The sequence below is a fragment of the Klebsiella sp. 54 genome, from assembly GCF_018223875.1.
GTDB classification, from domain to species: Bacteria; Pseudomonadota; Gammaproteobacteria; order Enterobacterales; family Enterobacteriaceae; genus Klebsiella; species Klebsiella quasipneumoniae.
Genome location: NZ_JAGRRA010000004.1, coordinates 147,286 through 161,991, shown reverse-complemented (window position 1 = coordinate 161,991; position 14,706 = coordinate 147,286). Strand labels below are relative to the sequence as shown.

At 59.8% G+C, this 14,706-nt stretch carries 10 protein-coding genes; 1 reads left to right on the top strand and 9 read right to left on the bottom strand.

The features are described 5' to 3' along the window. Nucleotides 1-75 precede the first annotated feature (75 nt). Together relA and rlmD are read right to left on the bottom strand one after the other, a co-directional pair. Nucleotides 76-2,313, bottom strand: coding sequence for a GTP diphosphokinase (relA, locus tag KHQ24_RS12240; RefSeq protein ID WP_004205575.1), 2,238 nt, complete (start codon nucleotides 2,311-2,313; stop codon nucleotides 76-78). Nucleotides 2,314-2,434: 121 nt separating this feature from the next. Continuing rightward, complete coding sequence (gene rlmD, locus KHQ24_RS12235; RefSeq protein ID WP_048325535.1) at nucleotides 2,435-3,739, bottom strand: 23S rRNA (uracil(1939)-C(5))-methyltransferase RlmD; 1,305 nt, start codon at nucleotides 3,737-3,739, stop codon at nucleotides 2,435-2,437. A gap of 112 nt (nucleotides 3,740-3,851) precedes the next feature. Here rlmD and barA point away from each other — a divergent pair, with 112 nt between their 5' ends. Next, nucleotides 3,852-6,602, top strand: coding sequence for a two-component sensor histidine kinase BarA (gene barA, locus KHQ24_RS12230; RefSeq protein ID WP_159215132.1), 2,751 nt, complete (start codon nucleotides 3,852-3,854; stop codon nucleotides 6,600-6,602). A gap of 227 nt (nucleotides 6,603-6,829) precedes the next feature. Here the strand turns inward: barA and KHQ24_RS12225 are convergent, their stop codons facing one another. From KHQ24_RS12225 to KHQ24_RS12195, 7 genes are all read right to left on the bottom strand, one after another. After that, complete coding sequence (locus tag KHQ24_RS12225) at nucleotides 6,830-7,969, bottom strand: glycerate kinase (protein ID WP_159215133.1); 1,140 nt, start codon at nucleotides 7,967-7,969, stop codon at nucleotides 6,830-6,832. 72 nt (nucleotides 7,970-8,041) lie between these two features. Continuing rightward, nucleotides 8,042-9,382 (bottom strand): glucarate dehydratase, encoded by a 1,341-nt coding sequence (gene gudD / locus KHQ24_RS12220; RefSeq protein WP_211777299.1) that lies wholly within the window; start codon nucleotides 9,380-9,382, stop codon nucleotides 8,042-8,044. Between the two features lie 19 nt (nucleotides 9,383-9,401). Next, nucleotides 9,402-10,742 carry an enolase C-terminal domain-like protein gene (locus KHQ24_RS12215; protein WP_023319020.1) on the bottom strand — a complete coding sequence of 447 codons (1,341 nt, stop codon included), beginning with the start codon at nucleotides 10,740-10,742 and terminating at the stop codon, nucleotides 9,402-9,404. A gap of 2 nt (nucleotides 10,743-10,744) precedes the next feature. Next, complete coding sequence (locus KHQ24_RS12210) at nucleotides 10,745-12,097, bottom strand: MFS transporter (RefSeq protein WP_004205562.1); 1,353 nt, start codon at nucleotides 12,095-12,097, stop codon at nucleotides 10,745-10,747. Nucleotides 12,098-12,567: 470 nt separating this feature from the next. Continuing rightward, nucleotides 12,568-13,011: a flavodoxin gene (locus tag KHQ24_RS12205; protein ID WP_004205560.1), complete on the bottom strand. Its 444-nt coding sequence runs from the start codon at nucleotides 13,009-13,011 to the stop codon at nucleotides 12,568-12,570. A 4-nt stretch (nucleotides 13,012-13,015) separates the two neighbouring features. After that, nucleotides 13,016-13,810, bottom strand: a complete 795-nt coding sequence (truC, locus tag KHQ24_RS12200) for a tRNA pseudouridine(65) synthase TruC (protein ID WP_004205557.1) — start codon at nucleotides 13,808-13,810, stop codon at nucleotides 13,016-13,018. Then, complete coding sequence (locus KHQ24_RS12195) at nucleotides 13,810-14,139, bottom strand: YqcC family protein (RefSeq protein WP_211777298.1); 330 nt, start codon at nucleotides 14,137-14,139, stop codon at nucleotides 13,810-13,812. The genes truC and KHQ24_RS12195 overlap by 1 nt, the downstream gene beginning before the upstream one ends. Nucleotides 14,140-14,706 lie beyond the last annotated feature (567 nt).

The following is a 14,706-nucleotide window of genomic DNA, read 5'->3' as shown; positions in this document are numbered from 1 at the left end:
ATAAGGCGTTTCGACCTTATCCGACGTTGCGAAATTGCCGGATGGCGGCTTCGCCTTATCCGGCCTGGAGACGAATTAACCGCCGTGCAGACGACGCGCGTCGATCACATCGGGCACCTGGTTCAGCTTACCGAGCACCCGGCCCAGCACCTGCAGGTTGTAAATCTCGATGGTCATATCGATGGTGGCCAGCTGCTGACGGGTATCGCTGCGGCTGGCGACGCCCAGCACGTTCACCTTCTCATTGGCGAGGATGGTGGTGATATCGCGCAGTAACCCGCTGCGATCGTTCGCCTCCACCCTGACCACCAGCGAATATCCCGCCGAGTAGCTTTCGCCCCATACCGCATCGACAATGCGCTCCGGGGCATGCGACTGCAGTTCAGCGAGCTGATCGCAGTCGGCGCGATGCACGGAAATCCCGCGCCCTTGAGTGATAAAGCCGACGATCTCATCGCCCGGGATCGGCTGGCAGCAGCGGGCAATATGGTGCATCAGATTGCCAACCCCTTCCACCACCACCCGGCCATTATCCTTGGTGCGGTTCTGCGGAGCATAGGTTTTCTGCTGCAGCTGCTTCAGCGCTGCCGCATCCTGCTCGGCGGCGCTCGGTTTATTGAACTGCGCCTGCAGGAAGTTGACCATCTGGTTGAGACGGATATCGCCGCCGCCGATGGCCGCCAGCAGTTCATCGAGCTCGTTGAAATTGTAGCGCGGCAGCAGGTGCTTTTCCGCATCCTTCAGGCTGATGCCCAGATGCTCCAGCTCATCGTCAAGGATCTGCCGGCCGGCAAGAATGTTTTTGTCGCGATCCTGCTTACGGAACCAGGCGTGAATTTTGGAGCGTCCGCGGCTGGTGGTAACGTAGCCGAGGTTAGGGTTGAGCCAGTCGCGGCTCGGGTTCGGCTGCTTCTGGGTAATAATTTCGATCTGATCGCCCATCTGCAGCTGATAGGTAAACGGCACGATGCGGCCGCCGATTTTAGCGCCGATGCAGCGATGACCGACGTCGCTGTGGATATGGTAGGCAAAATCGAGCGGCGTCGACCCCGCCGGCAGGTCCACCACGTCGCCTTTCGGCGTAAAGACATACACCCGGTCGTCAAAGACCTGGCTGCGCACTTCGTCGAGCATTTCGCCGGAGTCGGCCATCTCTTCCTGCCAGGCAATCAGCTTGCGCAGCCAGGCGATACGGTCCTCATAGCCGCGACCGCCGCTGGTACCCGCTCCCGCGCCCTCTTTGTACTTCCAGTGCGCGGCCACGCCCAGCTCGGCGTCTTCATGCATCTGCCGGGTGCGGATTTGAATCTCCACCGTCTTGCCGCTCGGCCCCAGCACCACGGTGTGGATAGACTGGTAGCCGTTGGGTTTCGGGTTGGCCACGTAATCATCGAACTCATCCGGCAGATGACGGTAGTGAGTATGAACGATCCCCAGCGCGGCATAACAATCCTGCAACCGCTCGGCCACGATGCGCACCGCGCGAACGTCAAACAGCTCGTCAAAGGCGAGGTGTTTTTTCTGCATTTTGCGCCAGATGCTGTAGATATGCTTCGGCCGACCATAGACCTCGGCCTTGACCCCTTCGGCTTTCATTTCTGCCCGCAGGTGGCCGACGAACTCGTCGATATAATGCTCGCGGTCGATACGGCGTTCGTGGAGCAGTTTGGCAATACGCTTGTACTCTGCCGGGTGCAGGTAGCGGAAGCAGTAATCTTCCAGCTCCCACTTCAGCTGGCCGATACCTAAGCGGTTCGCCAGGGGAGCATAGATATTGGTGCACTCTTTCGCCGCCAGCACGCGCTCATCTTCCGGCGCGTCCTTGACCTCGCGCAGATGCGCGATACGTTCGGCAAGCTTGATAACCACGCAGCGGAAATCGTCCACCATCGCCAGCAGCATGCGGCGAATGTTATCCACCTGCTCGGAAGATACTGAGTCGGTATGAGTAGCTTTCAGCTGACGGATGGCGGCCATGTCCCGTACCCCGTGAATCAGGGTCACGACCGATTTACCCACGCTCTCCTGCATAACCGCTTCGCTGACGACTTCGCTGTCGGCCAGCGGGAACAGCAGCGCCGCGCGCAGGGTATCGATATCCATACTTAGGGTGGAGAGGATCTCCACCATTTCGACGCCCCGCCACAGCAGCAGGTCCGCCAGCGGGTGTCCTTGCGTTTTTTCGCGACAATAATCCCAGGTTTCGGCTAAGCGCTCACACGACTGCTGGCTGGAAATCCCCAGACTCGCGATCCATTTCTTCGGGTCAAATTCACCAGCTTTATTAAGATGTGCACTTCTTACCGCAACCATTGTCCTCTCCTTAAGGGACCGGCCTGCCGAAGTCGGCAAGCCTCAACTTTCTACATGTCATCCTGCAGGTCGCGTCAGCATTGATGGCCGGGGCGGCTCTTCTGCGACGTTGTGAATGACCTTATGTAAGCCTGCGCTCAAACAACACCATTGATTCCAGATGACCGGTATGCGGGAACATATCCAGCATCGCCAGGCGTTGAATCTGATATCCAGCCTGCAACAGGGTTTCGCTGTCTCGCGCCAGCGTCGCCGGGTTGCAGGAAACATACACCACCCGCCGCGGCGCCAGTTTTATAATATGCGGCATCACGCCCGGCGCGCCGGCGCGGGCCGGGTCCAGCAGCACTTTATCAAAGCCGTGCTTCGCCCAGGCCTGGCGGGTGACATCCTCTTCCAGATTTTCATGGAAGAAGGTGACATTGGATAAACCATTGAGGGCGGCATTTTCCCGCCCCTTCTCCACCAGCGCCGGCACCCCTTCCACCCCGACCACGTGGGCGGCGCGAGTCGCCAGCGGCAGGGTAAAATTGCCCATCCCGCAGAACAGATCCAGCACCCGGTCTTCGGGCTGCAGATCCAGCCACGCCAGCGCGGTACGCACCATCTGCTGATTCACGCCGTCGTTGACCTGGATAAAATCCCGCGGACTGAACACTAAGCGTAGTCCGTCTGAGGTATACCATGGCGCTTCGCCGTGAATATGTTCCAGTATCTCGCTTTGCGGCGCGAGGTACAGGGAAAGACCGTGAGTTTGCGAAAAACGTTCCAGTTTTTCCCTGTCAGCGGCCGGCAGCGCAGCGGTATGGCGCAGCACCATTAGTGGGCCGTTGTCCGCCAGCACCAGCTCGACATGGCCAAGGCAGCGTAATGCGCTCAGCGCGCTTAAGCACTCGCGCACGGCGGGCAGCAGCGCCTCAAGTTGGGGCACCAAAACAGGGCACTGCACCACCTCGACGATCGCTTTGTCGCTGGCCTGACGAAAACCCATCTGCAATTGTTGGGTCTTTGGCTGATAATTCAAGCTTAAGCGCGCGCGACGGCGATAGCCCCACGGCTCGCCGGCGATGATCTCATCCACCTCGCGCTTCATCAGGCGCGCCAGCGCGGCGCGTTTACTTTGCTGCTGAAGCGTGATGCTGGCATGCTGCTGTTGGCAGCCGCCGCAAACGCCAAAATGGGGGCAGCGCGGCGCCTGGCGCTGCGGGCTGTCGGTCAGACGGCGTTTCACCTGGGCGCGGGCGTACTGCTTTTTGTCTTCCACCAGCACCACCTCAGCCTGCTCCTGCGGCAGCACGCCGCCGACGAACAGCGCTTTCCCCTGGTGGCGGGCCACGCCCTGGCCAAAGGGATCGAGGTCGTTGACTGTAACGGTTATGATCTGGCGCGTCGTCACACGCCGTTTTGCAGAGTAGAATTGCGCCATCGTAGAGAGTTGTCTCAATCAAATAAAACGAGCTCGTTCAGAGCGGCAGCGCCGCGAAGCGCACCGACGCGCACCGAACGATGATGTCTATATTCTCCCATAATGGAACCGCATGACCAACTACAGCCTGCGTGCTCGCATGATGATTCTGATTCTGGCGCCAACCGTCCTGATAGGGCTGTTGCTCAGTGTTTTCTTTGTCGCTCACCGTTATAACGACCTGCAACGTCAGCTGGAGGACGCCGGCACCAGCATTATTGAGCCGCTGGCGGTCTCCAGCGAATATGGCATGAATCTGCAAAACCGCGAATCCATCGGCCAGTTGATCAGCGTTCTGCATCGTCGCCACTCGGAGATCGTGCGGGCCATCTCGGTGTACGATTCGCATAACCGCCTGTTTGTCACCTCCAATTACCAGCTCAACCCCAGCGACCTGCAGATCCCAAAAGGCGAGGCGTTTCCCCGTCGTCTCAGCGTCATCCGCGACGGCGACATGATGATCCTGCGTACGCCGATCGTCTCGGAAAGTTATTCGCCGGATGAATCCCCCGAATCCGATGCCAAAATGCCGGGCAATATGCTGGGCTACGTCGCGCTGGAGCTGGATCTGAAATCGGTCCGCCTGCAGCAGTACAAAGAGATTTTCATCTCCAGCGTGATGATGCTGTTCTGCATCGGCATTGCGCTGATCTTCGGCTGGCGCCTGATGCGCGACGTCACCGGCCCTATCCGCAATATGGTCAATACCGTCGACCGCATCCGCCGCGGGCAGCTGGACAGTCGGGTCGAGGGCTTTATGCTCGGCGAGCTGGATATGCTGAAAAACGGCATCAACTCGATGGCCATGTCGCTGGCGGCGTACCATGAGGAGATGCAGCACAACGTCGACCAGGCGACTTCCGACCTGCGGGAAACCCTTGAGCAGATGGAGATTCAGAACGTCGAACTGGACCTGGCGAAAAAGCGCGCCCAGGAGGCGGCGCGCATTAAGTCTGAATTCCTGGCCAATATGTCCCACGAACTGCGCACCCCGCTCAATGGGGTGATCGGCTTTACCCGCCTGACGCTGAAAACCGAACTCAACGCCACGCAGCGCGACCACCTGACCACCATCGAACGCTCGGCCAATAATCTGCTGGCGATCATCAACGACGTGCTCGACTTTTCCAAGCTGGAGGCGGGGAAACTCATCCTGGAGAGCATTCCGTTCCTGCTGCGCACCTCGCTTGATGAGGTGGTCACCCTGCTGGCGCATTCCGCGCATGATAAGGGGCTGGAGCTGACGCTGAACATTAAGAACAACGTGCCGGATAACGTCATCGGCGACCCGCTGCGTCTGCAGCAGATTGTGACCAACCTCGTGGGCAACGCCATCAAATTTACCGAGCACGGTAATATCGACGTGCTGGTGGAGCAGCGGGCCATCAGTAATTCGCGGGTGCAGATCGAAATTCAGATCCACGATACCGGCATCGGCATCCCCGAGCGCGATCAGTCCCGGCTGTTCCAGGCCTTCCGTCAGGCCGATGCCAGTATTTCACGCCGCCACGGCGGCACCGGGCTCGGGCTGGTGATCACCCAGCGTCTGGTCAAGGAGATGGGCGGCGATATCTCGTTTCACAGTCAGCCGAACCGCGGCTCCACCTTCTGGTTCCATATCAACCTCGATCTCAACCCGAACGCCATCCCGGATATGCTGAATACCGACGGGCTGGCGGGCAAGCGTCTGGCCTATGTGGAAGCCAACGCAACGGCGGCGCAGTGCACGCTGGAGATGCTGGCCGCCACGCCGCTGGAGGTGATCTACAGCCCCACCTTCTCCTCGCTGGCGGAAGCCCAGTACGACATTCTGCTGGTCGGTATCCCGGTCTCAATGCGCGATTTGTCACCGCACCGGGAAAAATTAGCCAAAGCCTGCGCGATGTCAGACAACGTACTGCTGGCTCTGCCGTGTCATGCCCAGGTTAGCGCCGAAGCCCTGAAACGCGATGGCGTCGCCGCCTGCCTGTTGAAACCGCTCACCACTACCCGTTTACTGCCAGCGCTGGTGGCCACCAATCATGCGACAGCCTCCGCGCCGTTGACGCAGGCCGACAGCCATAAGCTGCCGATGACCGTGATGGCCGTCGACGACAACCCGGCAAACCTGAAGCTCATTGGCGCCCTGCTGGATGACCTTGTGCAGCAGGTGATCCTCTGCGACAGCGGCCAGCAGGCGGTGGACAAGGCCAAGCAACTGCAGATGGATCTGATCCTGATGGATATTCAGATGCCGGATATGGACGGTATCCGCGCTTGTGAGCTTATCCATCATCTGCCGCATCACCAGCTAACGCCGGTAATCGCCGTCACCGCACACGCCCTGGAGGGCCAGCGCGAGAAGCTCCTGAGCGCCGGCATGAACGACTATCTGGCGAAGCCGATCGAAGAAGAGAAACTGCACGCCCTGCTGCTGCGCTATCAGCCCGGAGTACACAGCATCGCCCCGGCGGCGATACCGCCCACAGAGCCGGTCATCGACCATAACCAGACGCTCGACTGGCAGCTGGCGCTGCGCCAGGCGGCGATGAAGCCAGATCTGGCGAGGGAGATGCTGCAGATGCTGATCGCTTTTATGCCGGAGGTACGTAACAAAGTGGAAGAGCAACTGGTTGGCGAGCAGCCGGAAGGGCTGGTGGATCTGATCCACAAACTGCATGGCAGCTGCAGCTACAGCGGCGTGCCGCGGCTGAAAAAGCTGTGCCACACCCTGGAGAGCCAGCTGCGCGCAGGCACCGCCGCCGAGGATCTGGAGCCGGAGCTGCTTGAGCTGTTAGATGAGATGGACAATGTGGCGCGCGAATCGTGCCGGATGGGCGTCTAAAACCGCAGGGCTTCCCGGCCTGCACCCGGCTCGCCAGGTATAGGCCTTCGGGCCGTGTTGTGGGAAGAGAGCCGCTTTTGCGCCGGGAGGCGGCGGTGCCTTGCCCGGCCTACGGTCCGTGCGGCCTGCCGTAAATTTACTCACTTGCGCTGCTGAAACTGCCGGTGCTGGCGGCCTCAACATCGCTGAGACATTCCCGGGAAGCCGCGCCAGCCGGGATCCCTCAATTACAGCTTACCGCCCATCTGCAAAACCGCGGCGACGTTTCGCGCCGTCATCCGCAGATTGGCGGCGGCATTGGCCAGTGCTTCATCCAGAGTGCAGATGGTGTACAACACGCTGAATACCGCATCCAGCCCGTGCTGATGCACGACGCCGACATCGGCGGTCAGGCTGCCGGCAATCCCGATCACCGGTACGTTAAATCGCTTCGCCACCCGGGCCACCCCCACCGGCACCTTACCGTGGATAGTCTGACTGTCAATACGCCCTTCCCCGGTGATCACTAAATCAGCATCCGCCACCCGCTCCGCCAGCTGCAGCGCATCGGTGACAATCTCAATGCCCGGGCGCAGCTGAGCGCCGCAAAACGCATACAGCGCCGCGCCCATCCCGCCCGCCGCGCCGCCGCCTTCCAGGCTCAGCACGTCGCAATCTAAATCACGGGCGATGATCCGGGCATAGTGCCGCAGGCCGCCGTCAAGCAGGTCAATCATCTGCGCCGTCGCCCCTTTTTGCGGGCCGAATACCGCGCTGGCGCCCTGCGGGCCGGTCAACGGGTTGGTAACGTCGCAGGCCACTTCAATCCGACAATCTGCCAGCCGTGGATCCAGCTCGCTAAGATCGATGCGCGCCAGCGTCTCCAGCGCACCGCCCCCTGGCGCGATCTGCTGACCGTCGGAGGTCAGCAGTTTCGCCCCCAGCGCCTGCGCCATGCCGGCGCCGCCGTCATTGGTCGCGCTGCCGCCAATGCCAATAATGATCTGCCGCACACCAGCGTCCAGCGCATGGCGGATGAGCTCCCCGGTGCCCCAGGAGGTGGTCAGCAGCGGGTTACGCTGCGCCGGGGGAACGCTTTCCAGCCCGCTGGCCGCCGCCATTTCGATAAAGGCGCACTGGCGATCGCCGGACAGCCCATAAAATGCCTCAACCGGCTCCCCCAGCGGCCCGGTCACCGTCAGCGGAACCTGATGCCCGCCGGTCGCCGCCACCATGGCTTCCACCGTCCCTTCCCCGCCGTCGGCAACCGGCAGCCTGACATATTCCGCGTCAGGATAAATCTCGCGAAAGCCTTGCTCTATCGCACTGGCTACTTCCAGCGCGCTCAGGCTCTCCTTCCAGGAATCCGGTGCGATCACTATTTTCATCTGCAGTCCTTACTCTGAGCTAACCCTTGTGGCTATCGCGCAATGCCGGCCCCCGCAGAGGCCGGCGGCCTTTTAGCGCACCATGCATGGACGCTTGTTGTCAAAGGTCCAGCCCGGGATCAGGTACTGCATCGCCATCGCATCGTCGCGGGCGCCAAGGCCATGTTTCTTATATAGCTCATTTGCCTGCATTACGCGGTCCATATCCAGCTCAACCCCCAGACCCGGCGTGCTCGGCACCTGCACCATTCCGCCTTTAATTTCAAATGGTTGTTTGGTCAGACGCTGATTGCCCTCCTGCCAGATCCAGTGGGTATCGATAGCGGTGATCTTGCCCGGCGCCGCAGCCGCAACGTGGGTGAACATCGCCAGCGACACGTCGAAGTGGTTATTAGAGTGCGATCCCCAGATCAGGCCAAACTCATGGCACATCTGCGCCACGCGAACCGATCCCTGCATGGTCCAGAAGTGCGGGTCCGCCAGCGGGATATCCACCGACTGCAGGGAGAGCGTATGGCCCATCTGCCGCCAGTCGGTAGCGATCATATTGGTGGCGGTCGGCAGGCCCGTCGCGCGACGGAACTCCGCCATCACTTCGCGGCCGGAGAAGCCCTGCTCAGCGCCGCACGGATCCTCCGCATAGGCCAGCACTCCCTTCAGCTGCTTGCCAATCTGAATCGCTTCTTCAAGCAGCCAGGCGCCGTTCGGATCGAGGGTCACGCGGGCATTCGGGAAGCGCTTCGCCAGAGCGCTGATCGCTTCGGCCTCTTCAAAACCGGCCAGCACGCCGCCCTTCAGCTTAAAGTCGTTGAAGCCATATTTTTCATACGCCGCTTCCGCGAGGCGGACCACCGCATCCGGCGTCATCGCCTCTTCATGGCGCAGGCGATACCACTCGCATTGTTCATCCGGCTGGCTCTGATAGGCCAGCGGCGTGGCGTGGCGGTTACCGATAAAGAACAGGTAGCCCAGCATTTCAACTTCGCTGCGCTGTTGTCCATCGCCGAGCAGCGAGGCGACGTTGACCCCAAGGTGCTGACCCAGCAGGTCCAGCAGCGCCGCTTCGATTCCGGTCACCACGTGAATGGTGGTGCGCAGGTCAAAGGTCTGCAGGCCGCGGCCGCCGGCGTCACGGTCGGCGAACTGATTGCGCACCGCGCCGAGCACGTTTTTATACTCGCCCAGCGTTTTGCCCACCACCAGCGGAATGGCATCCTCCAGAGTCTGGCGAATTTTTTCGCCCCCCGGAATTTCACCGACGCCGGTATGGCCGGCGTTATCTTTGATAATCACGATATTGCGGGTGAAGTACGGAGCGTGGGCCCCGCTCAGATTCATCAGCATACTGTCATGGCCGGCAACCGGGATCACCTGCATGGTGGTGACAACGGGCGTGGAAGAGAAAGTCGTCATAGCATCATCCTTTTGTAATTTAGTGGCGGCCGAAAACGGGACGTTTGCGGTCGAATGTCCAGCCGGGGATCAGGTACTGCATCGGGCCCGCGTCGTTGCGTGCGCCGCCCGGCAGCGCTTTATAGGCCTCATGGGCTTTGCGCACCTGCTCCCAGTCAAGTTCCACGCCGAGTCCCGGCGCGTCTGGCACGGCAATCTTGCCGTTAATAATCTGCAGCGGATTTTTGGTCAGGCGCGCCTCGCCTTCCTGCCAGATCCAGTGGGTGTCGATGGCGGTGGGCTGACCCGGCGCCGCGGCGCCGACGTGGGTAAACATCGCCAGGGAAATATCAAAATGGTTGTTGGAATGGCAGCCCCAGGTCAGCCCCCATTCGTCGCACAGCTGCGCCACTCGTACCGCGCCGGAGAGCGTCCAGAAGTGCGGGTCCGCCAGCGGAATATCGACGGCGTTGAGCATCACCGCATGACCCATCTCGCGCCAGTTAGTGGCGATCATATTGGTGGCGACCGGTAGCCCGGTGGCGCGGCGGAACTCGGCCATCACCTCCCGGCCGGAAAAACCCTGCTCGGCGCCGCACGGATCTTCGGCGTAGGTCAGAACATCCTGCAGCCCTTTGCACAGGGCGATCGCCTCATCCAGCAGCCAGGCGCCGTTAGGATCGACGGTGATGCGCGCATCCGGAAAGCGCTTTTTCAGCGCCCGGGCGGTGTCAATTTCCTGCTCGCCGGGCAGCACGCCGCCCTTCAGCTTAAAGTCTTTGAAACCGTAGCGATCCTGAGCGGCTTCCGCCAGGCGCACCACCGCTTCGCTGCTCAACGCCTGCTGGTGGCGCAGGCGATACCATTCGTGATCGCCCGGCGTATGGTCCAGATAACCAAGGTCGGTTTTCTGCCGATCGCCGATATAGAACAGGTAGCCCAGCACGGTGACGGCATCACGCTGCTTGCCCGGCCCCAGCAGCTCGCAGACCGGCACATTGAGCACTTTGCCGAGCAGATCGAGCAGCGCGGCCTCCAGCGCCGCTACCGCGTTGACTTTCAGTTCAAAGGTCCACGCCCCTTTGCCAAAGGTGTCGAAATCCGCCGCCTGATTGCCTTTGTGTACCTGCTGCACCACGCGATTCAGCCTGGCGACCTCCTGACCTACCACCTGCGGGATCGCCGCCAGCAGCGTCTGGTAGATAACCTCACCGCCAGGGGCTTCGCCCACGCCGGTGTTGCCGGCGTTATCGGTCAACACCACGATATTGCGGGTAAACCAGGCGTTATGCGCCCCACCGATGTTCAGCAGCATGCTGTCGTGTCCGGCCACCGGAATGACCTTCATCTCTGTAATAATCGGGCTGGATTGGGTAGTCATGATTAACGTCCCGCTACAGGTTTCAGTTCAATACGTTTGATGTCGCCCACCAGCACCAGGTAGCTCAGCACTGCCACCAGGGCATGGATGCCGACGTAAACCAGCGCCCCGTTGAACGAGCCGGTGGTGCCGACGATATAGCCGATAGCGATCGGGGTGACGATACCGGAGATATTGCCGAACATGTTGAACAGGCCGCCGGAAAGACCGCTAATCTCTTTCGGCGCGGTATCCGCCATCACCGCCCAGCCAAGCGCGCCGATCCCTTTGCCGAAGAAGGCCATCGCCATAAAGCCAATCACCATCCACTCCACGTTGACATAGTTACACATCAGCATGGTCATGGAGAGCAGCATCCCCAGTACTATCGGCGTTTTGCGGGCAATGTTCAGCGAGCCGGTGCGGCGCATTAACCAGTCAGAGATCACCCCGCCCAGCACCCCGCCGACGAACCCGCACACCGCCGGAACGGAGGCGACAAACCCCGCTTTGAGGATCGACATGCCGCGCGCCTGCACCAGGTAAACCGGGAACCAGGTAATAAAGAAATAGGTCAGGGCGTTAATGCAGTACTGACCGATATAGATGCCGATCATCATCCGCGATCCGATCAGCTGCTTGATTTGGCCCATTTTGACGCTGAACGGCACCTTCTGCGCGCTGCTCTTTTGATCCATGTTGATCAGGGCGCCGCCTTCGGCGATATATTCCAGTTCCTTCTTGTTTACTCCCGGATGGTTGTTCGGATCGTGGATCACTTTCAGCCAGACAAAGCTAATCACAATCCCCAGGCCGCCCATAAAGAAGAAGACGTGCGACCAGCCCACCTCATGCGTCAGCCAGCCCATGATCGGCGCGAAGATAACGGTGGCAAAGTACTGAGCGGAGTTGAAGATCGCCACCGCCGTGCCGCGCTCCTGCGCCGGGAACCAGGCGGCCACGATACGGCTGTTACCCGGGAACGACGGCGATTCGGCCAGGCCAACGAGGAAACGCAGGGTAAACAGCGCGACGATAATGCCAAAGCCGCTGAAGATGTCGACGAAGCCCTGCAGCAGGGTAAACATCGACCAGATGAAGATCGACCAGAAATAGACGCGCTTCGAACCGAAGCGGTCGAGCAGCCAGCCGCCCGGGATCTGGCCGATGACATAAGCCCATGAGAACGCGGAGAAGACATACCCCATCCCCACCGGATCCAGGCCGATATCTTTGGCCATTTCCGAACCGGCGATCGACAGCGTCGCCCGGTCGCCATAGTTAAAAGAGGTGACGATAAACAGCATCACCACTATCCAGTAGCGGGCATTGGTGCGCTTTTCAGCCGCCGTCGCCGCCTGACTTAATGAACTCATTGTTGTACTCCTGAATCATAGCGTTTAGCTACGTTCATTCTGAACAGCACAACCTGTAGGGTAATCAGAATGACGTGGTCGTGTTTTGATAGTTGTCGTTATATCTGGCACTGCATTTGTCACTGGCTGGAGCAGTATATGAAGAGGCACACCGCGGCTCACCGTGCATCTACACAGCTTTTACGCCGCTATTGCAGGTGGTTTATGGCGTATGCCTGAAAGAATGGGGGGAAGTTCACGGAAATGAAAAACCAGCGCCGCGGGTGGTCAAAAGGGCAGCAAAAAGAGCCGGAGTGTGAAATACCTCTCTTGACGCGGTGAAACTGGCTAGCTTAACCCATGATATTGCTAAGGATATTGTGCATTTGCCTGAAGGCGTGCGGCCCGAAAAGGGCTACACTTTTGCTGTCCGCGTATCTGGCCGCGACAGCTTGAAAGGGCGCCCTCTGCGTAGGGAGAGGGCAGCGCTTTTATTCTAGCAGGGTAGCCCACTGCTCAACCCATGGATTAGAGACGCTCTCCGGCTCCGGATCTTCGCTGGCGTCAATCTTCAGCATCTCGCCGATGCGCTTCGCGCCCTGCTCCTGCAGTAGCTGATCGAACTTCAGGCCGCCGCCGCAAAAGTTGGCGTAGGTGCTGTCGCCCAGCGCGATAATGCCGTAACGCAGGTGAGGTTGATACATATCTTTGATGCCCTCATACAGCGGGACGATGCTGTCCGGCAGATCGCCCTGCCCGGTGGTGGAGGTGACCACCAGCACATACTTCCCCGTATAGGATTCCCAGTCGTTGACCTGCGGATCCTCATACACGGTAGCCTTGTGTCCCAGTCCGCTGAGGATCGCTTCTGCTTCTTCCGCAACCAGCAGCGAGTTGCCGTACATGGTGCCGACAAAAATTCCGACTTCCGCCATGCTATTATCTCCCAGGATTGTCCTTATTCTCTTCATCCTGACCGCAGTCGTCGGCAAACTCAACCCTTTCATTTAGCGGGAGAAGCCCGCGCCAGCCAAACTGCGACAGCGCACGCATCCAGACGTCGTCAAAACCGGCGCGCAGGGTCAGCGGCTCACCGGTAAAGGGATGAGTTAACGACAGTTCGCTGGCGTGCAGCATCAGGCGGTGGCAGCCGAAATGCTCCGCGGCGCTGCGGTTTTGCCGCAGATCGCCGTGCTTGCTGTCGCCGAGGATCGGATGACGCAGGTGGGCCAGATGGCGGCGCAGCTGGTGCTTGCGGCCGGTTTTCGGCTCCAGTTCCACCAGCCCGTAGCGCGTGGTGGGATAACGCCCGGTAGCGACCGGCATCTCTACCGTCGCCAGACCACGATAATGGGTCACCGCCGGCTGCGGGCCTTTATCTTCGCGGGCGAACTTATCGGCGATTTTATCCAGCTCTTCCACCAGCGGATAATCGAGCAGCGCCTCTTCCATCAGCCAGCCGCGGACGATCGCATGGTAGCGCTTCTGGATCTGATGCTGCTCGAACTGCTGCGCCAGCAGCCGACCCGCCTCGCTTGACAGCCCCATGAGCAGGACGCCGGAGGTGGGCCGGTCGAGGCGATGGGCGGTAAAAACGTGCTGACCGATCTGGTCGCGCACGGTCTGCATCACCACCACTTTCTCATCGCGATCGAGCCAGCTGCGGTGCACCAGCCAGCCCGACGGTTTGTTGACCGCCACCAGCCAGTCGTCCTGGTAGATTATCTCCAGCATCAGGCCTGCTCACCGGCAAACAGCGCGTCCAGCAGCAGCAGCTCCGCCAGCATGGATTTGCGAACCGGGTGGGCTTGATCCAGCGCCATTTCGTAATACGGCGCAACGGCGAAATTTTGCGGCAGCGGCTGGCCGCTCTCCAGCAGCTGATGCATACGCGGGATCAGGACCCACTGCAGCCACTCCAGCGGCTCCAGGGTATCCAGGCAAAACGGCTTATCGCTGGCGAAGGCGCTGCTGTCCGGCGCCGTCTCCTGCCAGTGTTCTGTTTCGCGCAGCAGGGCTTCAATGGCGCGCAGGCGATCGCGCACGCTATCGTGAAGAGTCATGGGGGAAACCTCGATGAGTTAAAAACCGGGCGCAGGATAGCAAATCCGCAGGAGAAATAAAAAAAGGGAGCACTGTATAAACAGTGCTCCCGGTTCGTTTTGCAGCATTCCCGCTACATTGGTGCTCCCTGCTCGTCCTTGAAAACTTTTCCTGAGGTCTCCTGACCATGTTCATCCATAAACTCGTGCATCCTGCTTTCACACCACCCCGATGTGAAATGACTTATCCTTAAGTTTGTCCCGATCTTCCTGATCCACCGTTCATCCTGAGCGGCTCTCATTCTCCATCCTGGAGGTGTCCATTACGCGATCCTGCGTTATCCTTGCTTCATCCTGAAGCCTGTCCTTGCAACGCCATCCTGGCGGGTCCTGCAGAAGCGCCATCATCCTGATGTTCGCTTCATTTCGCGACTTCCTGTCGACAGACATAGGATCACTGATTCTGCCTCTTCTTACAACCCTTCTTGAGACAATCTCTTAAGATTAGTCCCCACTCAAAAGGACGAAAAAATTAAGATCTAATTTAATACCAATAACTTAACAAAAAAAGATTGGATTAAATTTGCC